17 protein-coding genes are annotated in these 20,018 nt (G+C 63.1%); 5 read left to right on the plus strand and 12 right to left on the minus strand.

What is annotated here, in order from left to right; genetic code table 11:
- Positions 1–14: 14 nt before the first annotated feature.
- Both M5B42_RS08430 and M5B42_RS08435 read right to left on the minus strand, forming a co-directional pair.
- A complete protein-coding gene (locus tag M5B42_RS08430; protein WP_248745536.1) occupies positions 15–4,850 on the minus strand; it encodes a DUF6543 domain-containing protein in 4,836 nt (1,611 codons plus the stop codon).
- 156 nt (positions 4,851–5,006) lie between these two features.
- Positions 5,007–5,498 (minus strand): GNAT family N-acetyltransferase, encoded by a 492-nt coding sequence (locus M5B42_RS08435; protein WP_248745537.1) that lies wholly within the window; start codon positions 5,496–5,498, stop codon positions 5,007–5,009.
- A 326-nt stretch (positions 5,499–5,824) separates the two neighbouring features.
- Here M5B42_RS08435 and M5B42_RS08440 point away from each other — a divergent pair, with 326 nt between their 5' ends.
- Entirely contained in the window at positions 5,825–7,234 is a 1,410-nt protein-coding gene (locus M5B42_RS08440) for a basic amino acid/polyamine antiporter (protein ID WP_248745728.1), read from the plus strand.
- A 73-nt stretch (positions 7,235–7,307) separates the two neighbouring features.
- Here M5B42_RS08440 and M5B42_RS08445 read toward each other — a convergent pair whose 3' ends face one another.
- Together M5B42_RS08445 and M5B42_RS08450 are read right to left on the minus strand one after the other, a co-directional pair.
- Positions 7,308–8,195 carry a universal stress protein gene (locus M5B42_RS08445; protein ID WP_248745538.1) on the minus strand — a complete coding sequence of 296 codons (888 nt, stop codon included), beginning with the start codon at positions 8,193–8,195 and terminating at the stop codon, positions 7,308–7,310.
- 60 nt (positions 8,196–8,255) lie between these two features.
- Positions 8,256–9,176, minus strand: coding sequence for a universal stress protein (locus tag M5B42_RS08450; RefSeq protein WP_248745539.1), 921 nt, complete (start codon positions 9,174–9,176; stop codon positions 8,256–8,258).
- A gap of 281 nt (positions 9,177–9,457) precedes the next feature.
- Between M5B42_RS08450 and M5B42_RS08455 the strand changes: the two genes are divergently transcribed.
- Positions 9,458–10,531 (plus strand): NAD(P)-dependent alcohol dehydrogenase, encoded by a 1,074-nt coding sequence (locus M5B42_RS08455; protein WP_103494809.1) that lies wholly within the window; start codon positions 9,458–9,460, stop codon positions 10,529–10,531.
- A gap of 54 nt (positions 10,532–10,585) precedes the next feature.
- Here the strand turns inward: M5B42_RS08455 and M5B42_RS08460 are convergent, their stop codons facing one another.
- A complete protein-coding gene (locus tag M5B42_RS08460) occupies positions 10,586–11,488 on the minus strand; it encodes a universal stress protein (protein ID WP_248745540.1) in 903 nt (300 codons plus the stop codon).
- Positions 11,489–11,666: 178 nt separating this feature from the next.
- Between M5B42_RS08460 and fnr the strand changes: the two genes are divergently transcribed.
- Positions 11,667–12,428 carry a fumarate/nitrate reduction transcriptional regulator Fnr gene (gene fnr, locus M5B42_RS08465; protein WP_248745541.1) on the plus strand — a complete coding sequence of 254 codons (762 nt, stop codon included), beginning with the start codon at positions 11,667–11,669 and terminating at the stop codon, positions 12,426–12,428.
- A gap of 111 nt (positions 12,429–12,539) precedes the next feature.
- Positions 12,540–13,103: a GNAT family N-acetyltransferase gene (locus M5B42_RS08470; RefSeq protein ID WP_248745542.1), complete on the plus strand. Its 564-nt coding sequence runs from the start codon at positions 12,540–12,542 to the stop codon at positions 13,101–13,103.
- Positions 13,104–13,160: 57 nt separating this feature from the next.
- On the opposite strand, the gene M5B42_RS08475 is transcribed toward M5B42_RS08470, so the two are convergent.
- The 6 genes from M5B42_RS08475 to M5B42_RS08500 all read right to left on the minus strand — a co-directional run bounded on the left by M5B42_RS08475 (position 13,161) and on the right by M5B42_RS08500 (position 18,189).
- Positions 13,161–14,075: a universal stress protein gene (locus M5B42_RS08475; RefSeq protein WP_248745543.1), complete on the minus strand. Its 915-nt coding sequence runs from the start codon at positions 14,073–14,075 to the stop codon at positions 13,161–13,163.
- A gap of 155 nt (positions 14,076–14,230) precedes the next feature.
- Positions 14,231–15,361 (minus strand): cell division protein ZapE, encoded by a 1,131-nt coding sequence (zapE, locus tag M5B42_RS08480; protein ID WP_248745544.1) that lies wholly within the window; start codon positions 15,359–15,361, stop codon positions 14,231–14,233.
- Positions 15,362–15,411: 50 nt separating this feature from the next.
- The gene (locus tag M5B42_RS08485; RefSeq protein ID WP_040069438.1) at positions 15,412–15,753 is read right to left on the minus strand and encodes a nuclear transport factor 2 family protein; all 342 of its coding nucleotides are present in this window, start codon (positions 15,751–15,753) and stop codon (positions 15,412–15,414) included.
- A 55-nt stretch (positions 15,754–15,808) separates the two neighbouring features.
- Positions 15,809–16,525, minus strand: coding sequence for a YafY family protein (locus M5B42_RS08490; RefSeq protein WP_248745545.1), 717 nt, complete (start codon positions 16,523–16,525; stop codon positions 15,809–15,811).
- Positions 16,526–16,758: 233 nt separating this feature from the next.
- A complete protein-coding gene (locus tag M5B42_RS08495; RefSeq protein ID WP_248745546.1) occupies positions 16,759–17,400 on the minus strand; it encodes a hypothetical protein in 642 nt (213 codons plus the stop codon).
- Between the two features lie 15 nt (positions 17,401–17,415).
- Positions 17,416–18,189 (minus strand): OmpA family protein, encoded by a 774-nt coding sequence (locus M5B42_RS08500; RefSeq protein WP_248745547.1) that lies wholly within the window; start codon positions 18,187–18,189, stop codon positions 17,416–17,418.
- A gap of 158 nt (positions 18,190–18,347) precedes the next feature.
- Between M5B42_RS08500 and M5B42_RS08505 the strand changes: the two genes are divergently transcribed.
- Complete coding sequence (locus tag M5B42_RS08505) at positions 18,348–18,890, plus strand: GNAT family N-acetyltransferase (RefSeq protein WP_152736923.1); 543 nt, start codon at positions 18,348–18,350, stop codon at positions 18,888–18,890.
- Here the strand turns inward: M5B42_RS08505 and M5B42_RS08510 are convergent, their stop codons facing one another.
- Positions 18,891–19,817, minus strand: a complete 927-nt coding sequence (locus M5B42_RS08510) for a carbon-nitrogen hydrolase family protein (RefSeq protein ID WP_152736924.1) — start codon at positions 19,815–19,817, stop codon at positions 18,891–18,893.
- Positions 19,818–20,018: the final 201 nt, after the last annotated feature.

Genomic DNA, 20,018 nt, shown 5'->3' on the forward strand with positions numbered 1-20,018 from the left:
CCGCGTCACGCGGTTCAATCAATCGGGTTCGCCGGCACCGGGAAAAAATACTGTTGCGCCGCCGCCAGGTCGATCCGGCTGCGATAGATCTGCAACGCCACGTTGGCACTGCCACCCTTCCCCGTCTGGATCTTCTTGAAGGCCTTTTCCTGCTCCAGCGACTGGTACTTGCCGCCGAGCTTGCGCTGCTCGAGGGTTTTCAAGTGGGCGGCACCGAAGGCCGAGTCGAGTGCCGACAGGCTCGGGTAATGAAAGTGCGCGTACCACAGCGGCTTGCCGTCCTTGTCGAGCAAAGCATACTCCTGCAGGAAATCATTCTTGCCGAGCGGGATCCGCTCGCCTTCCTTGCGGATGCTCACTTCGCCCAGCCCCAACAGGTAGTCGATACGCGGCATTTCCGGTGGATTGGCCTTGATCGCGAGGATCCGTGCGTACTGCCCGGAAGCCCGCAATCTCGGGGCCGCGTCACGCAGTTGCCGCACCACCGCCAGGGCGTTCCTGACCCGCTCCGGATTGCGCGGCGGCGTTTGCGCCACGCCGAGGAGCTTGTCGATCTCCGTGGCCTGGTGCTCCATCGCCTCGGCCTGCAAGCGCAGGATGTCCTCCTGCGCCCTGGGCGCATTGGAGCGCACGGCCTGGCGCATGACCCGATCGATCGCCGACGCTTCGTCGTTGAGCAGTTGGCGCGCGTTGGACACCCGTTTTTCCAGTCCGACCTCGGGCCTGATCACCGCCGGCCTGGCCGGTTTGTCCGGGGCGACGACCGCTTCCCAGAGCCCATCAGCGGTATTTTTCCGATAGGTCTCGATCACCTGCCCATAGACATCGCTGACCTGCACGGTCTCTTCGCCATCCGCCGACGCCGGTGCCTGGACCTCACCGGACAACAGTTGCCGGTGGCGCGTACGGATGACTTTTCTCGTGGTCTTCTTGGCCGATGGGCCAGCAACAGGCATCGGCGGCAGCTCCCAATCATCCTGGCCCAGCAACAGGCGCAGATCTTCCCGGGTCTCCTGCCCGAGTGCCTTCAGTGCCGCGAGCACCTGGTCGAGTTTTTCCGTGGGCAAGCGACGACTGACCAAGGTCGCCAGATAGAACTCGAGCTTTTCCTGTAGATCACTGGATTGCTCGACAACCGACTCCAGCAGCTCGATACGCTCGCCGGCCAACAATTTGACCTCATCAAGGGCATCGAGAGAGGAGTAATAGGACACATACGAGCGATGGATCTGATCCCAGATGTCCTCAAACATTTCCTGCCCGAGATGCTCGGGCGTCAGCTCGCCCAGGGCAAAACGGTTCTTCAACTGCGCAATCTTCCAGGCGCGGACTTCCACCTCGATGGAGCCCCAGCCGACCGTTTTAATCAGCCGCTGATAGTTTTCCCGGCCGTCGCGTATCTGTCTCAGTTGATCGAGCCAGTCCTTCTGCCAAAGGGCCCAGTCGACCGCCTTATCAGTGGCCGTGGCATCACGCTCCCACTCGGCCTGGACCAAAGCCGGTGCCAACTGCTCTGCTTCAGGCAGTTGGGAAGCCCTCGAATAGGGCATACCCAGTCGTTCCAACAACCAGGTTTGCTGGGCATGGAGCAAGGTCTGCAGTCCCATCACCCCATTGTCCAGCGCATTGATCTGAAAGGGCCGCGCTGCCTTGATCAGCCGGGTATCGGTCATCAACTTTTTGCTCAGGTCCAGCTGTTGGCGGTAGTTCTGCAGATTTTCCTCCAGCAAGACGGTCATCTCGCCAAGCAGTGCGGTTCGACGTTCGTAGGTGACCCGCTTGGCCGTCTCGCCCTCGGTCGCCAGCCTCCAGCGCTTGACACTGCTGCTGATCGACGGCTCGCTATCCTTGGTCTGCTGGTTGAGAGCTATCAGTGTCTCGCGCGCCTCGACGAGGTTTTGCCCTCCACCGGCCTGGGCCCGCTTGGGAGGACTGCCACCGCGTAAACGCATATCCAGGCTCCAGCGCCCCTGTTCGTCGCTGCGCACCCAGGGTCCGGCATTGCCGTGCTCGTCTACGACTCTGATGCCCTCCTCGTCGGCCTCCCAGGCCACCTCGTAAAGATCACCCTGGATCAAGGCGCACCATTTGCCCTTGCCGGCATTCTCGATATGGACCAATCCCCGAGCCGGCCCCGAGTCCGCCACGCGACCCAGTTCGGTCAAGGCCGATGCCGGCTTGTCAAACGCACGCAGACGATAGGCGCGGACCCGCCTCATCAGCGAATCGGGGATTGGCCAACCCGACATCGACCACGCACTCAGTTCGGCACGGGGCAAGTCGGGCGCCCGCGCGATGGTCGGCGCGGGCAACGCTTCCGCGCGCGGCGGCGCAGGCCTGGGCAACGGTGGCGCCTCGGTTTCACCCGGGGCGGAAGCGGCGCGATAGTGCAGCAGCAAGGCCGCGAGATTGAACAACAGGTCCGCCGCTCCCGCCGACTGTTCCGCCCGATTGTCGCTGTCCAGTGCCCGTAGATCGTCGTGACCGATCTTCAGGACCACCAGCCAGCCGAGCACCTCCACCAGACGCCCGACATAAGGCAGCAGGCCGGCAAACGGTAGTTGGGTGATGCCCAGCAGCACCCGCCAGGCGCCCTCCTTCCAGTCCGCCCAGCGCTGCTCGGCATTCGACACCGACTGCCGGTCGGCCTGCTCGACCTGCGCCTTGACCATGGCGGCGAAGATCGCCGGCAGATAGTCACCTTCGATGATGCCCTCGGCGAGCGTTGCGGGGACGGGCCTGGACGGTGCCGGCGCGAACTCGTCGCCGCCGAGGAATTGCTCGATATGCGCTGCATCGAAACCGCCATGGTCATAACGCTGTCGTGCCGTTTCGCTCATCCAGGTCAAGACGCTGCGCTGCAGATCGCCGGGCTGGCGGATCGCGGCGAGCAACGCCTGGCGGGTTTCGAATTGGCGCAGCGGTTGTTGCAGGAACAACGGGCGGTACAGGATCAACGGGCCGCGGCTCATATCCCGTGGACCGATCAGGAACATCGCCTGCACCTCGTCCGCCTGCCAGTCGTCCCTGGCCTTGAACGCCAGGGGCCGCAGGACGATTTCCACGGTATCGACAAAGCGCCCCGGACCCGCCGGTTGGACCAGCGCCTGCACGTAACGAAAGCCGTCGAGGCTGAAACCCGACGCCCCCTTGATCTTCAACTCCAGGGCCTGGAGCGGCAAACGCACCCGCCACTGCGCAACGAACAATGCCTCGCGCCGCCGGGCCTCGGCGACATCAGTGATCAAATGCTCCTTGAGCAGGTCCGGGTAAGCCTGGCCAATGTCGGCGCGGGTCACCAGGCCGCGCAGGTAATCCGCAGTCATCCACTGCGGGACGGGCTCCGGCAACCCGCGCACCTCGATGCGAATCCGCATACCGGTATGGCGCATGCCCCCCAGGTTGGCCAGCGCCAGTTCCACCAGCGTCATATCGACCGGCACCGTGACCTGTGCCTGTTGCGGGTCAAGGGTCTGGGTAGCGCTATAGTCGAGTTTGTCGATAGTGAGCTTGATTGCATTCGGGTCGATGACACGGGTCCCGGGATAGTCCTGGAGCATCAGCGCCTGCAATCGCCGCGCGGCGAATTCATTGAGGGTGCCGATATCTTCGAGGAAATGCCGGCCTCCAGACTCACACTGCTGACGTGCCAGTTCCCGCAGCAAAGCGCTGTAGCTTGAACGATCGGCAAGCGAGGCCCCCAGTAGCCAGTCGGGCAGCGATTCGCTGGTCAGCCCCAGGGCCGCCGGGCCGCAGCGCTCCTGCCTGAGCACCTGGAAACGACTGGCATCCTGGGTCCTCGCGGGCACGGCGAACCACTTGCCCGGATCGGTAATATCGTCCACCCAACGCTGAAGGTGCGCCCGGGCCTCCCAGTCGCCCGGCGGCGTCGCGCTCAGCGCCTGCAATTGATATTCGAGCAAGCCTTTTGCCAGGCTGTCGCCGATCACTTCGGCCGGTTCATTCCAGCGCCAGACGAGGGACTCCCTTATTTCCAGATTGCGCCCGGCGGTCCGGCTGCCGATCAGCATCGCGACCAGCTCGGCACTGTCCATCTTGCCCTGGCGCAGGCCGCCCTCTCCCGGATGGAAATAGAGCGGATAGGGCAATGGCTGTAGATTTTCTTCATAGCGCAGGAAGTCGATCACCGGAAACAGCTCCGGGTAGCGTCGGCCCTGGGCATCCACGCTGAAGACCCGGGTTTCGAAGGCGCGAATATCCAGAGTCGGGCTTTCGCCCTGCGCATCGCCAGGCGCATAACCCATGTAGAACGGCAAGCGACTCAGGTCGGGAAGCCCTCTGCGGCCAGGCGTCTGTCCCGGAACGAGCAAGCGTCCGATCGCCGCCGCCAGCCGCGCCCAGCGGCTCGGCCCGTGCCCCTCCGGCGACTGATTCCAGCGCTCGATCAGTTGCTGCTTCAGGTTCTCCAGCAGCCGTGATCGCGCCGCCTGGTCCAGGCGCTTGAGCAGCCCGTCGAGATCGATCGCCAGGGGTTTCCGCGCGGCCGGTGGCTGCTCGCGCCAGAGCAGGTTATGGGTTTCCAGGCGCGGGCTCCTGGAAGCCCCCCAGACCGGAACCCGCAAGGCGAAGCGCTCGACCATGACCTCGCTGAGGCTGTAATAGTTATGCCCTGCCGGGGCACCGTCGATACCCTGGGCCAAGACCCAATAGGGCACGGCGAGGCGTACCCGCTCGGCCGACAGTTCGAATTCGCCATAGTGCTCGTCCAACACCGCCTGAACCAGCGGTGTCGCGACCGAGAGCAAACTGGGGCGATCGGCGAAAAGTGCCTTGGCGACCGAAGTCGGATCCATCGGTTGACTGTCCGGAACCGGCGACTGCGTTGACATGGTTGACGTCCTCGTTCGAATGATAGGAACGAGTCGTTACCGGGTGCATCGGTTTGCCGGCCACGACTCCAGGAGGATTCAAACCTCCCGGCAGGCATCGTGTGCGGTAGATGGATAGGCCCTCTCCGGCAGAGGGCCATGGGTGGTGCAACGGGACTAGAGGGACTTGTTCCAGAACAGCATCTGGCCGTGTTCCGGATCGAGCTGCGCCCCGCTGAAACCGAATTTCTTGTAGGAGGCCCGGGCCACGCCGTTGCCTTCCAGCACCTCCAGGGTGATCTTGCAGCAGCCGCGCTGACGGGCGATGTCCTCGACCTTCTGCAGCATCTTCTGGCTCAGTCCGAGGCCGCGAAACTTGCTCACCACCGAGACATCATGCACGTTCACCAGGGGCCGGCAGGCAAAGGTGGAAAAGCCTTCGAAGCAGTTCACCAGCCCGGCCGGCTCACCGCCGACAAAGGCCAGTACGCTGAAGGCGTGGGGCCGCTTGGCCAGTTCGCCGGGCAGCTGTTGCAGCACATCCGGCGCGAGGCCCTGGCCGCCGCCCATCGGGTCTTCGGCATAGTGATTGAGCACCAGTCCAATCGCCTCGGCGTGTACCGGGTTGGTGTAACTCGCTTGCAATACCAGTATGTCTGCAACGTCCATGTCAGTCCTCGGCGAAACCATTAAAGGGAGCTCTTGCGTGTCAGGAGCCCCGATTGTAACCATGCCCGAGGCGGGGAAAGGAAGAAAATTCATGCATCGACCTCTGCTACAGGAGACAGCCACGCCTATCCATTCAAGTCTTGATAAAAATCAACAGCCCCAGGGCCCCATGCGCAGACATTCACCCCATGCGTTCAGACCGTACCGCCTTTGCTGATCGGTGCACCCGAACGTCCCGTCCCGACCCTGGAGGTGTCATCATGGCAACGCCCTTGCAACAGAGCTCATCCCCCGGCACGACCACACCCTCATTGAAACCGGCGACGCTGGCACAATCGGCGCGCCTGTCCCTGAGCCTGTTGATCGCCCTGGTAGTGGGCTCCATCATCGGTAGCGGCGCCTACAGCCTGCCGCAGAACATGGCCGCCGGTGCCGGTGCCGGCGCGATCCTGATTGGCTGGCTGGTCACCGGGGTCGGCATGCTGTCCCTGGCCCTGGTCTACCAGATGCTGTCCAACCGCAAGCCGGAACTGGACAACGGCGTCTTCGCCTACGCCAAGGCCCTGGGCGGCGACTTCGTCGGCTTCAACTCGGCCTGGGGCTACTGGATCAGCGCCTGGATCGGCAACGTCGGCTACCTGGTCATCCTGTTCGCCGCCGCCAGCTATTTTTTCCCGGCCTTCGGCGACGGTAACAACAAGGTGGCGATCATTGCCGCCTCGCTGCTGCTCTGGGCGATGCACTTCATGATCCTGCGTGGCATACGCACCGCGGCGCGGGCCAATGCCATCACCACCATCGCCAAGATCGTGCCGATCCTGGTGTTTGTCGGCTGCGCCGCGCTCGCCTTTCATCCTGACACCTTCGTTGCAGGTTTCTGGGGAGCACCGGCCCTGGGCTCGATTCTCGACCAGGTCAAGAGCACCATGCTGGTCACCGTCTGGGTCTTTATCGGTATCGAAGGCGCCAATGTCTATTCCGCCCGGGCGGCGGAACGGGTCAACGTCGGCCGGGCCACTATCATTGGCTTTGCCATTACCTTGTTGTTGCTGATTTCGGTCTCGCTGCTGTCGCTGGGCATCCTCGGCCAGCCCGAACTGGCGGCCATGAAAAACCCCTCCACCGCCGGTGTGCTGCAAGCCATCGCCGGCCCCTGGGGCGGCATGATGATCAGCCTCGGCTTGATGGTTTCCGTGGGCGGCGCCCTGCTGGCCTGGACCCTGCTCTCGGCCGAGTCGCTGTTCAGCCCGGCCAAGACCAGTGTGATGCCAAAGGTCCTGTCCAAGGAAAACGGCCAGGGCGTACCGGCCAATGCACTGTGGGTCACCAACGGTTGCATTCAGCTGTTCCTGATCCTCACGTTGTATGCCAATGCCACCTACCTGGCACTGATCTCCCTGGCCACCTCGATGATCCTGCTGCCCTATCTGTTCAGCGGCCTCTATGCGCTCAAGGTCAGTTGGCTGGACCGTGGCCAGGCCGGGCGCGACAGCCTCAGCGGCCGCGACCTGGCGATTTCCCTGGTGGCCAGCGTCTACTGCTTCTGGCTGTTGTACGCGGCCGGTCCCAAGTACCTGCTGCTCAGTGCCCTGCTCTACGCCCCCGGCTCGCTGATCTACCTGCTGACCCCGGGGCGCAAGCCGCTCAACGGTTTCGCCAAGGGCCTGCTGGTGCTGATCTGGCTGGCGGCGGCGGTGGCCGCCTGGATGCTCTGGCAGGGTCTGCTGAGCCTCTGACACGCTCGGCCCCGACGTTATGAAAAAGCCCCTTGCCGGTTACCGGCAAGGGGCTTTTCAGTTAACCCCGGGTTCAGTCGGGCCTGACCGTCAGTACACTGCATTCGGGAATCAGCAGGATCCGCTCGGTGGTATCGCCGATCAGCTTGCCCAGGCCCTTGGGCTGGACCGCCCCCATCACCACCACATCGATCCCATTGGCCTGCACGTAGTCGGCGATCACCCCCACCGGCATGCCCATCAGGAAATGTCGGCGCTCGGCCGGCACGCCATAGTCGTCCGCCAACCGGGTGAACGGCTCCAGCAGCGCGGCACGCAGCTCATCGATCCAGACCACGGTGACACTGGGGTCGGCCATAAACGCCGGCGACAAGTCGTAGGCATACAACAAGTGCAGTTCGGCGTCACATTGTAGCGCCAGGGCTTCGGCCTCACGGATGATCTTGCGGTTGAACTCGGTGATGCCTTCGTCCCCCGTGGAGGTGTCGACAGCCGCCACTACCCGCCGGGGCAATGCCGAGGCGATCTGGTTGACCAGGTGCACCGGCACCGGACTTTCCTGCAATAGCTGCCAATCCAGCGGGGTGGTAAAGACCCGCCTGAGCAGCGGCTCCAGGTAGACGTCCTTGATCAGCAGGTCGGGTTTGATCTCGCGGGCGTGAACCAGGATGTCGCGCAAGGGCTGGGTGGTCCACAGCGCTTCGGTGGTCAGTTGCAGGCCACTACCGCGCAAACTTTCGGTCGCCCCCTCCAGCCAGGCCCGGTATTTATCCGTGTACGCCGCACGGGCCTGTTCATCCATGCCCGATTCGATCAGGTGGATACGCGGCGGTGGCTGGACCAGCGCGGTGATATGCAAGGCCGCGCCGCTGGCCGCCGCCAGCGCGGCGGCACGCTTGGCGGCCGGGGAATGGGGCAGGTGCTGATCGGTGATCAGCAGCAGGCGCTGGTATTGACTCATGACACACCTCCATGGGGCAGGACGTTCGGAGCGCCGGACAGCCGCTCGCTGTTCATCGATTTACTGGGCGAAATCCGGCAGTTCGACAGGCTTGATCACCAGCAGGCTGCAGGGGGGTTGATACAACAGGCTTTCGGTGGTGCTGCCCAACAGCTTGTTGAGCGAGCGGTGGGTCACGGTACCGATGACCAGCACATCAAAGACGTCCTGGCCGACAAACTCGACGATGGCCTTTCCCGGCGTGCCGACAATGAAATGCCGGTTGTCCTTGTGCAGGGCATGTTTGTCGGCCAGGTGCAGGAATTTGGCCTTGCGCTCGTCATAGCTGGGGCTGACCGAAACGGGCACCTTGCCGATGCCGATATCGGCGAGATACAGGGCCGTCCAGTCATAGACCCCGAGCAGGTGCAGCGGGCACTTGCAGTGCGTGGCGAAGCGGGCGGCCTGGTCGATGATCCGGTCGTTGAGTTCCCGCGTCGCGACGTCATCGCGCAACACATCGACGCAGGCCAGTACCTTGCGCGGTATGGGCAGGCCCTGGGCGGTGACCAGGTGGATCGGCGCCCGGCTGTCACACAGCAAACGCCAGTCCAGTGGGGTGAAGAAAACCCGCTTGAGGGCCGATTCCTGATGGGCATCCTTGATCAGCAGATCCGGATGCTGCGAACGCACGTAACCGGACAAGGCACTCAGCGACGGCTGGTCCCACTTGACCTCGGTCGTCACCTCGATCCCCTCGCCGCGCATGGCCTCGGCCTCCTGTTCCAGCCATTGGCGATAGCGCTGCAGATAGGCCTCGCGAATCTCCGCCTGCCGGTCGGCGTCAAGCAGATCGAGCTGCTGCAACCCATCGAGATAGACGAAGGCCACCAGGGTCAGCGTGGCGTTCATGGCCTTGGCCAGCGCCAGGGCCCGGTCAAAGGCCGGGCTGTGGGTCATTTCGGACGGAGCAACCAGGAGCAAACGTGGACGTGAAGACAAGGGACACCTCCAAGGCACGCCCTGTCGAGCGCACCGGGTAGCGGGCGACGACTTCACGAGACAAGTATTGAAGGGGGTCACCCGAAGAGAATCGGTCATCTCCGATTCTGCGGTGCCCGCCCGGCCGGCCCTTGATTTACATCAAGTGCCGATGGTTTGCCCGCGTGCTCACCAATGATCGCCACCCGCCGGCAAGCCCGGCTTGATCTGTATCAAACCGCCGCAAGCACATTGTCGCAGCATGCTGTTTCAATCCGATCCTGCTCATGGAGAGTGAAATCATGGCGATGATGAAAGCGGCGGTATTTGTTGAAAAAAACCGGATCGTGCTACAGGACAAGCCGGTCCCGTCCATCGGCCCCCTGGATGCGCTGATCCGTATCACCACCACCACGATCTGCGGCACCGACGTGCATATCCTCAAGGGCGAATACCCAGTGGCGCCGGGGCTGATCATCGGCCATGAACCGGTGGGCATCATCGAGAAGCTCGGCTCGGCGGTCAGTGGCTTCCACGAAGGCCAGCGGGTCATCGCCGGCGCCATCACCCCCAGCGGTCACAGCTACGCCTGCCTGTGCGGTTGCTCGTCCCAGGACGGCCCGGACACCGCCCACGGATTCAAGGCCACCGGCGGCTGGAAGTTCGGCAACCTGATCGATGGCTGCCAGGCCGAGTACGTGCGGGTCCCCGACGCCATGGCCAACCTCAGCCCGGTGCCGGATGGCCTGAGCGACGAAGAAGTGCTGATGTGTCCGGACATCATGTCCACCGGTTTCAGCGGCGCCGAACGGGCCGGGATCCAGATCGGCGACAGCGTGGTGGTCTTCGCCCTCGGCCCCATCGGCCTGTGCGCCGTGGCCGGGGCCAAGCTCAAGGGCGCGAGCACCATCATCGGCGTCGACTCGATCAAGGCCCGCCAGGACATGGCCCGCCGCCTGGGCGCGACCCATATCGTCGACTTCACCCAGGGCGATCCGGTCGAGCAGATCATGGCCCTGACCCGCGGCCGGGGCGTCGACGCCGCCATCGAGGCCCTGGGCACCCAGACCACGTTCGAATCCGCCCTGCGGGTCCTGCGCCCGGGCGGCTGTCTTTCGAGCCTGGGGGTCTACTCCTCCGACCTGCGGATTCCGCTGGATGCCTTCAATGCCGGGCTGGGGGACAAGCAGATCATCACCACCCTCTGCCCCGGCGGCAAGGAACGCATGCGCCGGCTTATGGACGTGGTGGCCGCCGGCAGCGTCGACCTCAAGCCGCTGGTCACCCACCGCTTCAAACTGGACGATATCGAGGCGGCCTATGAGCTGTTCGCCCACCAGCGCGACGGTGTGATGAAAATCGCGATCACCCCGTGAACAATAGTGCCCGCCGGCCGGATCGCTCCGGTCGGCGGGCACCGGATTGAACGCTCAGAGCGAGTCGGTACCGAGGGTCAGCACGGAACAGGGTGGCTGCGACAGCAGCGACTCGGCAAAGCTGCCCAGCCAGGGAAAGGCATCGGCCTGGGAGCGACCGATGACCAGGGTGTCCACTTCGCGTTCGCGCACAAACTCCTCCACCCGCTGGATTGCCTGCCCCAGCAGGAAATGGCGGCGGCGGCCGGGTACCTGATGCGCCCTGGCCAAGTCGTCGAAAGCCTGGCTACGCAATTTCTGCAGGGCCGCCGCGGCATCCGAATCCCACGGGTACTCCTGCATCAGCTCATAACCGGCGAGAATATCGCAGGCGTGCAGCAGTTCCAGGTCCGCGTCGCAGATCATCGCCAGTTCGCTGGCCAGGTGAATCACCTGATCGTCGCGAGTCGTCTCGCCGTCGCCGACATTCTCCAGGGCCACCGCCGCGACGAAATTCTTCGGCCGTGGCGGCGCATCGTGCCGGACCAGCATCACCGGCTTGCTGCACTGGCGCACCAGGTGCCAGTCGGTGGGACCGAGCAACGCGCATTTGAGCTGCGACTCGACCTGCAGGTCCTTGACCACCAGGTCGACCTCGATGTCCTTGACGTAGTCGCGAATGGCCGCATGGGGATGTTGCGACCAGACCACGTCGTAGCTCACCTCCAGGCCCTGGTTGGTGAGGCTGTGGGACAGTTCGGCGAGTTTTTCACGCTTTTTGTCCAGGTAACCTTCCCGGGCCAGGGTGCCGGCGCCGTGATTGAACAGGGTCATTGCCGCGATGGACTCGACAAAATCGAAGAGCACCAGGTGCACAGCCGCCTTGCTGGCGCGTGCCAGGGTGGCCGCGCGATGCAGGGCGGGGGTCGCCCGGCAGTGGGTATCGGTAATCAGCAGAATACGTTGATAGTCGCTCATGACGGGGGCTCCAAGGAGGAACAATGGACAATCGATCCTGTAGCTTCACCCTGCTTATAAAACGCCCGCTTGATTTATCTCAAACAACCCGCTACACCTGCTAGGCTCGTCTGACGGCCCCTGTTTTATCGGTGTTTCTACCCGATTTGGACGCCCTCTTCCCGACATAGAGGCCACCATGAACGATCACGACAAACTCGCACTCAATCTCAAGCCCTTGGGACTGAAGTCCGCCTGTGCCAGTTGCAGCGTGCTGGAACTGTGCCTGCCGCTGGGTTTGAACGATTCCGAGGTCAAACGCCTGGACGACCTGATCGTCCAGCGCGTCAAGATCAAGAAAGGCAACACCCTCTACCGCCAGGGTGATCCGCTGCATGCCCTGTACGCGGTACGCCTGGGCTTTTTCAAGACCACCCTGACCTCGGAAGATGGCCGCGAGCAGGTCACCGGCTTCCAGATGACCGGGGAAATGCTCGGTATGGATGCCATCAGCGAAGACCGCCACGCCTGCAATGCCGTGGCGCTGGAGGACAGCGAAGTCTGCCCGATCCACTTCTCCCAGCTGGAGCGCTTGTCCCGGGACCTGCCCTCCCTGCAGCACAACCTGAACAAACTGATGAGCCGGGAAATCGTCAGGGACCACAGTTTGCTGCTGATGATGGGCAATATGAACTCGGACGAGCGCCTGGCGGCGTTCTTCCTCAATCTCTCGCAACGCTTGTCCCTGCGTGGTTACTCGCCATACAGCTTCATCCTGCGCATGCGCCGCGAAGAAATCGGCTCCTACCTGGGGCTGCGCCTGGAAACCATCAGCCGCGGGATCGCCCGGCTGCGGGAGCTGAACCTGTTGGAAGTGCACGCACGGGAAGTGAAAATCCTTGACCCGGTGGGCCTGAAAGCCCTGATCGCCGGCTGCGGCCACCACGGTAACCCGTTGTAACCAGGCAGTTGTGCCCGTGTTTGACTTGAATCAAGCGCGGGCACCCGCCATGGCGTAGAAACAGAACACCGATACCGGCCCACGACCGTACCTGTTCGAGGAGTTCTGATCATGCCCGACCTCAATAGCCCCATCCTGAACCTGCCCGACTTTTCCTCGGTGACAGGCGAACACTGGATCGAAAGCCTGCAGGACGGTACCCACGTCCTGATCCGGCCCTTGCGTGTCGAGGACCGTGAGCGGGAAAAGGCCTTTATCCAGCGACTGTCCCCGGAATCCCGTCACCAGCGCTTTCTCGGTGAAATCGTCGATCCCAGCCCCGTCCTGATGAACCAGTTGATGAATGTCGACACCCACAACCGCGTCGCCTACGTGGCTCTTGCCCATGACAATGGCCAACTGCGTGAAGTGGGGATCAGCCGCTATGCCGCCTCGGGTGCCGAGAATGAATGCGAGTGCGCCATTACCGTTGCCGACGACTGGCAACATCGCGGCCTGGGCACGGTCCTGATGAAACACCTGATCGAAGCCGCGCGGCGCAATCATTTCACCCGGATGTATTCCATCGACAGCGCCTCCAACGTGCACATGCGCCAACTGGCCGACACCCTGCACTTCAGCCGCGAACGCGACCCCGACGATGCCACCCAGGTCATTCATCGGCTGTCGCTGTAAAGCCTCCCGCTCCACCATGGCGCGGCCCGTTGTTCGCGGCTCGCGCCAGATCCCCCTTCAGACAAGACGTTCCGGGCTCAGGGCCAGCAGGCTGCAAGTGCTGCGATAGAGGATATTTTCCGCCGTGCTGCCGAGGATGCCGTCCAGGCCGTGGGAATGGCGGGTGCCCATCACCATCACATCCACCCCGTTGTGCTCGACGAACTGGCCAAGGGTGTCGATAACCGATCCCGTGAGGAAATGCCGCTGGTTCTTGCCGACCCCGTTGCGCTCCGCCAGGGCCTTGAACCCCTGCTGCTCATCGGCACGGCTGGCCATTTCCAGGCCCTCGGCCATCGGCAAGGTGCCCCAGCCCATCTCGTGGACATAGGAGCGGGACTTGTCATGCACATGCACCAGGCTGAACGTCGCCGCGCATTGCCGGGCAAACGCCTGCCCGGCCTGGACCAGCGTGTCGTTGAAGCACTCCTCGGCCCTTTCCCTCCCCAGATCCACCGCCACCAGAACATGACGCGGCAATGGATGGCTGCAACCCGCCACCAGATGTACCGGGACCGGACAATCACGTAGCAACTGCCAGTCCAGCGGGGTGGCGAACAGCCGCTTGAGCCCCGATTCCAGGTGGACATCCTTGATCAGCAGGTCGATATTCAGATCACGGACGTACTCGATGATCGGTTGCAGCGGATGATGACGCCAGAAAATATTGCAACTCACATCCAGGCCACGGCCCCGCAGGCGATCCGTCTCATGGTGCAGCCAGCGGCGATGCAGGTCCAGGTAGCCCTCGCGGGCCTGGGTCATGGCTTTCTGGTCGAATAGCGTGGCCACATCAAGGGTCGGCACATAATCGAAGGCCAGGATATGCAAGGCGGCCCCCGTGGACAGGGCCAGCTCGGTGGCCCGCTCGAAGGCGGGGCTGCGGTTCATCTCGGCGGGAGCCAGCAAAAGAATACGATGGTAGTCGGACATGGCGCACCTCTGGGGCAACAGGTTCCCCGCCCACAGTGGCAATGGTTGAAGAGCACCGGGCAAATCTCGCCGTCATCGGGAGATCGGGACATTGCATGCATGATGGCGCCCCCCGGCTGCACAGGCTTGATTTACATCAAGGCGCACCGGCAGCTTTATTCGGCACCGGCAGATCCCTGGCCGAAACGCTGCAACTGCATCTCGCGCAAACGACTGAGGGTGCGGCGAAACGGGAATGCCAGGTAGCCTTCGGTGTACAACGCCTCCAACGGCACCTGGGTGGCGATGTACAGCGGCACCTTGCGGTCGTAACACTCGTCCACCAGGGCGATAAAGCGCCGTACGCTATCGTCATGGACCGACAGCTGCGGTAACTCACGGTCACCGGCATCGACGCGGCGCGCCGCGTCCTCGGTGCCGCGGGCGATCCGCCCGGGACGCTGGCGGGCACTGAGGTTGGGCACCTCACTCAAGAAAATCGCCGTGTAACGATCACACAGCGCCATGAAATCCATGGCCGCCAGGGGCTGCTCGCACAGCTCGGCATAGCGGCACCAGAGCACCGTCGGCGAGGCCCGCACCACCGCCAGGGTCCGATACCCCATGGCGACCGGTTCAGCGGACAGCGGCTGCCCGGCGGTCAGCACCTTGAATGCTTCGACCAACTCCGCCGACTGCCCCTCGGGGTCGACCCAGTAACGCTGCACGCCGGCACCCGGATGCAGGCGGTGGTCCTCGCCGCCGTCGACATCCACCACCTCCATATGCTGCTCGATGGCGGCAATCGCCGGCAGGAAACGCTCGCGATTGAAGCCATCGGCATAGAGCTGTCGCGGTGGCTGGTTGGAGGTGGCAACGATCACCACGCCCTCGTCGAACATCACCTGGAACAGCCTTCCGAGGATGATCGCGTCGCCGATATCGCTGACGAACAGCTCATCGAAGCACAGCACGCGGACCTCCCCGGCCAGCTCACGGGCCAGGGCCCGCAGCGGGTCGGCGATACCGCTGAGCTGGAACGAGCGCTGGTGGACCCAGCCCATGAAGTGATGGAAATGCTGGCGCCGCGACGGCACGCGCAAGGTCTGGTGGAATTGATCCATCAGCCAGGTCTTGCCGCGCCCGACCGGCCCCCAGAGGTAAACGCCCTTGGGCACCAGGCCCTGGTGCAACGCCTCGTGGCAGCGCTGCAAGGCCTGCACCGCCTGCCATTGGGCCTGGTCGTGGAGAAAGCCGCGCTGCTCGACGGCAGCGCGGTAGGCACTCAGGGGAGAATCGGCAGTCATGGCGTCGGGCAGGCTCGCAACCGGGAAGCCGTGCAGTATGCCAGCTTGTCCTAGAGGGAAATATCCAACCGCGCGATCTTGCCCTGCTCATTGAGCCGGAACACGTAGCGCAGCTCCACCGAGCCGCCGGGAAAAGTCCCCGAGACCAACTGCTTGACCAGCACCTTGCCAGTGCGTTGCGCGACGTCGAGGACTTCGACCCGGGGTTGGTATTTACGCGCCGTCTCATCCATCCATTGGGCGATGGCGAGGGTGCCGACGCGATGATGGCCTTCATCGAAGACGTTCGCGTCTTCGGCGAAGAAACTCGCCACCGCCGAACTGTCGCGGGCATTGGCAGCGCTGATATAGGCCTCGATGGCCGGGGCGAGCACCGAAGTTTGAGTGGTCATGCTGTTCACAGCTCCTTGCTGGTAGAAGGTAGAGCCATCCTAGAACAGGGCTCCGTCAGTTCTTGTCAGGAGTGAAGCGCTCGTGTTCGTCCTGGTCGAACAGCTTGCGCCATTGCCTTAGCAGGTCACTGCGCCGGCCCGGATAACGTTCGCCCTGCTCCCGGGCCGTGGCGATGCGGTCGGTGCGAAAGGTCCGGAAGGCCTGGCGCAACTCACACCAGGCGACCACCACCCGCGCCTCGTTCATAAAGCCCAGGGCCAGGGGCCAGATCAGCCGCTGGCTGGGCACCCTGTTCACATCGGCGTAGTCGATGTGCAACTTGGCCTGGTCACGGATGGCCTGACGAAACACATTCAACGGCACCGCATTGTCCGGGTAGCCACAGCCCCGCGGCCCCGGCAGCAGGGTCGGATTGCGCAGCGCCTCCTGGGCGGCCGGCGCCAGCACCGCGGCGATCTTGGCCAGGGCATCGGAAGCGGCCTTGCTCAGCACCTCGTCACCCCGTTGATCGACATATTGCAGGCCGAGGACGATGGCCTCGGTTTCATCGGCATTGAGCATCAGCGGTGGCAGGAACAAACCGCTGCGCAGGACGTAGCCGACGCCCGCCTCGCCCTGGATCGGCGCACCGAGGGCGGTGAGTTCGGCAATATCGCGATAGACCGTGCGCTCGGAAATCTCCAGCTCGCAGGCCAGGGCCGCGGCGGTGGCCGGGCGGCTTTTGGCGCGCAATACCTGGAGCAAGGTGAGTAAACGCGAAGTGCGGGACACGGTGGACGACCTCTGGCCGGATCAAGGGCCGCAGCTTAGCAGAGCCCCCTGTCAGAAATTGTCAGTAGCGCAGCGGCCTGGATGAAGTCGGCGCGCTGGCATTGCAGAGCAAGGCCAGATACCCGAATTTTGAAGCGAAAACGGTCTTGCAGCGAACGGGCTTGCCCGCTCGCCACAAGACCGCGTTCACCCCTCAGGTGTTCTTAACCACCGGGCGACCGGGCATCGGGGCCTCAATCTTCAGACGTATCGACTTCACCCAGTCTCACCCGCTTGGCAAACTCGGTCTCGATACCTTGCGCCAGTATCCGCGCCTGACCTCGCCAATCCTCGCGCTCGACCCGTCCCGGAAAGCTGAAGTAATGCTCGATCCAGTGCACCTGCGGCTCCGTCCACTGGGCAATCTGGGAAAACCGGTAAATGCCCAGCTCGTGCAGCACGGCTTCATTTTTATGGCCTACCCCGGAAATCAACTTCAGGTTATCGAGGGGGCCGGTGGGTTGCTCCATGACCAGCGGACGACTGCCCACTCCGGCGGCATCGGTGGCCGCCGCCCGGGTTCCTGGTTGCGAGCCCGTGGTGCTGGTGGCGGCATCGGCCGCCAGCATCGAGCGAATCCAGGCACTGAACCAGCAACCGACCAGGTAAGCCGCAAACAGCAGCAAGGCCATTTCCAGCCACAAGCCGGCGCGCCCCGGTAACAACTTGAGCACGGCAACCACTATGCCGATGGCAAAGATCCATAACGCCCCATGCAACCAGCCGGCGACCCAGCGGACATGGCGCTCGGTCTGAGTGACGATCCAGCCCACCAGCAAACCGAGAACCCCGGCCACCAGCATCCAGCCCCAATACTGTTCAAGTAAATAACTCATGATGGTTGCTCCTGGTTATTTAGCGTCAGTCGGGGCGGGCACAGGGTTGTCATCCGTTACTTTTATTTCTATCCGACGATTTTGTGCCTGGCCTTCCGGCGTATCGTTGGACGCCACCGGATCAGCCTCGCCAAATCCCGCAGCCTTCAGATGTTCCCGGGTAACGCCATGTTTGGCCAGATAACTGACCACGGCGTCGGCCCGGCGCTTGGACAGTCCCAGGTTGAAGGCGGCGTTGCCGGTATTGTCGGTATAACCATCGACTTCAAACTGCTCGTCGGGACACTGTTTGGCCGTGGCCACCAGTGCATCCAGCGCCGTTTGCGAAGCCGGTGACAAGATGTCCTGGGCGGTGTCGAACAGCACTTTGTATTGATTCAGGGCCGCATCGAACTGTTGCTCGCAGGCCTTGGCATCAATAATGCCGACTGAACTCGGTGGATTGGCCTGGGACTCATCGACAACAGGCGGCGTCGGTGCCACCGGCGCGGGAGGGACAACTTCGGGAGGAGTGCCGATCTCACTATCGGCCGGTTTCACCGGCTGGTCGGCCAGGGTACCGACAACCTGTCTGACACCATACGTCTGATCCGCCGCGTTGCGGTTTTGTGATGTTGCATTGGGCAGGGTCACGTCACGTCCGGCGACAACAATGGGAGCGCTATCGGTTGCACTCCCCACGCGGGTCTGCAAATCCTGTTCGACTTCAGGCGTTGTTATCCAAAGAGCGGCCAACCACAGCAAAGCGAGTAACGGCAAACCCCACCACCAGTTTTTCGAGCGAGCCATTTGTCTTCTCCTTAACGTAGAAAAACTAACGGACTGCGAAAAATGCTGTAGCAGGTGATATTCAAGTGTAGGTAATAGTGGCGGACCGTCAATATAACGGCAATTTCCATCCAATGTGTCAAACTAATGTCCCACTCGACAAGGAAGCCGAAACCCTTATGAACACTCCCGAACTCCGTACCGAACGACTACGGCTACGACCCTTGCAACAGGATGATGCCGCCGCCATCCAGCAACTCTTTCCCCACTGGGAAGTGGTGCGGTTTCTCAACGCCCGGGTGCCCTGGCCTTATCCCGAAGATGGCGCCCTGAGCTATCTGCGCGACGTCGCCCTGCCCGCTGTCGAACGCGGCGTGGAATGGCACTGGTCGATCCGCCTGCGCGCGGCCCCGGAACAGATGATCGGCGCCATCAGCCTGATGGACGAAGCCGACAACAACCGCGGCTTCTGGCTCGCTCCCCAATGGCAGGGCCAGGGCCTGATCGGCGAAGCCAGTACCGCCGTCACCGCGTATTGGTTCGAGACCCTCGGCCGCGAGCGGATGCGCGTGCCCAAGGCCGCCTCCAACCTGGCCTCGCGGCGGGTCTCGGAACGTGAGGGCATGCGCCTGCTGCACAGCGAGGAACGGGATTTCGTCAGCGGGCGTTTACCCTGTGATATCTGGGAAATCACCCGCGAAGAGTGGCAGCGGTTGCGCTGATCAGTCCTGGATAAAACGCACGCCTGGCTTGGCTCGCTCATCGACCTGCAACTCGAACACATCCGGGCGGGCATAGTGGCCGGTGACGTCAAAATCATAACGGGCGCGGACCAGCTGCTCGGTGTCGATCTGCGCGGTCAGCAGGCCGGCCTCGCCGACCAACGGCCCGGCCAGCACCTCGCCCATGGGCCCGACAATCAGGCTGCCACCGTTGATCAGCGGACGTTCCGCCGGCCAATTGACCACCTCCACGCCCAGTGCCTGCGGCGAAGGCTGGACCTGGCAGGCGCTGATCACAAAGCAGCGGCCTTCACAGGCGATATGGCGCATCGTCACCTGCCACATCTCCCGCTCATCCACCGTCGGCGCGCACCAGACCTCAACGCCCTTGGCGTACATGGCCGTGCGCAGCAGCGGCATATAGTTTTCCCAACAGACCGCCGAACCGATCCGCCCGGCCTTGCCTTCCACCACCGGCAACGTCGAACCATCGCCCTTGCCCCAGATCAGCCGCTCGGTACCGGTGGGCATCAGCTTGCGGTGTTTGGCCACCAGCCCGCCCTGGGGTTCGAAGAACAACACCGTGCAATACAAGGTAGAACCCGCGCGTTCGATGACCCCGAGCACCAGGCTCGCCCCGGTGCGAGCGGACAACTGCGCCAGCGCGTCGGTTTCGGCGCCCGGGACATCGATGGCATTGGCGTGATAACGGGCGAAGGCCTCACGGCCCTCGGGCAGCCGATAACCCAACTGGGTGCCGAAGGTTTCGCCCTTGGGATAGCCACCCAACAGGGCTTCGGGCATCACCACCAGGCAGGCGCCGGACTCGATGATCGCGCGCTCATAGCCGAGGATCTGTTCCAGGGTGTCACCCTTGCCCCCCGGCAAGGAACCGATTTGCAACGCGGCAACGATGGACTTGGGCATGACGTGAACTCCATGAAAGTGTGCTGCCGATTGTCATGCCGGCCGACATCATGAATAAAGCCACCTTCGGAACTGAATGATATTAACCAAATAAATATCGAACCCGGACGTCTCAACCTGTTCCAGGATCCTCGAAGCACAGTGCGCGCTATCAAATTGATCTGTTTGCCATCCACTGTTCTCGACAGAGACTGCCGAGGG

Source organism: Pseudomonas sp. MWU12-2037, from assembly GCF_023242345.1.
In the GTDB taxonomy this organism is placed as follows: domain Bacteria; phylum Pseudomonadota; class Gammaproteobacteria; order Pseudomonadales; family Pseudomonadaceae; genus Aquipseudomonas; species Aquipseudomonas gingeri_D.

Bases quoted from the DNA above. Each gene is read 5' to 3' on its own strand.
- M5B42_RS08430 (WP_248745536.1), bottom strand. From the start codon at position 4,850: ATGTCAACGCAGTCGCCGGTTCCGGACAGTCAACCGATGGATCCGACT.
- M5B42_RS08435 (WP_248745537.1), bottom strand. From the start codon at position 5,498: ATGGACGTTGCAGACATACTGGTATTGCAAGCGAGTTACACCAACCCG.
- M5B42_RS08445 (WP_248745538.1), bottom strand. From the start codon at position 8,195: ATGAGTCAATACCAGCGCCTGCTGCTGATCACCGATCAGCACCTGCCC.
- M5B42_RS08455 (WP_103494809.1), top strand. From the start codon at position 9,458: ATGGCGATGATGAAAGCGGCGGTATTTGTTGAAAAAAACCGGATCGTG.
- M5B42_RS08460 (WP_248745540.1), bottom strand. From the start codon at position 11,488: ATGAGCGACTATCAACGTATTCTGCTGATTACCGATACCCACTGCCGG.
- fnr (WP_248745541.1), top strand. From the start codon at position 11,667: ATGAACGATCACGACAAACTCGCACTCAATCTCAAGCCCTTGGGACTG.
- M5B42_RS08470 (WP_248745542.1), top strand. From the start codon at position 12,540: ATGCCCGACCTCAATAGCCCCATCCTGAACCTGCCCGACTTTTCCTCG.
- M5B42_RS08475 (WP_248745543.1), bottom strand. From the start codon at position 14,075: ATGTCCGACTACCATCGTATTCTTTTGCTGGCTCCCGCCGAGATGAAC.
- zapE (WP_248745544.1), bottom strand. From the start codon at position 15,361: ATGACTGCCGATTCTCCCCTGAGTGCCTACCGCGCTGCCGTCGAGCAG.
- M5B42_RS08485 (WP_040069438.1), bottom strand. From the start codon at position 15,753: ATGACCACTCAAACTTCGGTGCTCGCCCCGGCCATCGAGGCCTATATC.
- M5B42_RS08495 (WP_248745546.1), bottom strand. From the start codon at position 17,400: ATGAGTTATTTACTTGAACAGTATTGGGGCTGGATGCTGGTGGCCGGG.
- M5B42_RS08500 (WP_248745547.1), bottom strand. From the start codon at position 18,189: ATGGCTCGCTCGAAAAACTGGTGGTGGGGTTTGCCGTTACTCGCTTTG.
- M5B42_RS08505 (WP_152736923.1), top strand. From the start codon at position 18,348: ATGAACACTCCCGAACTCCGTACCGAACGACTACGGCTACGACCCTTG.
- M5B42_RS08510 (WP_152736924.1), bottom strand. From the start codon at position 19,817: ATGCCCAAGTCCATCGTTGCCGCGTTGCAAATCGGTTCCTTGCCGGGG.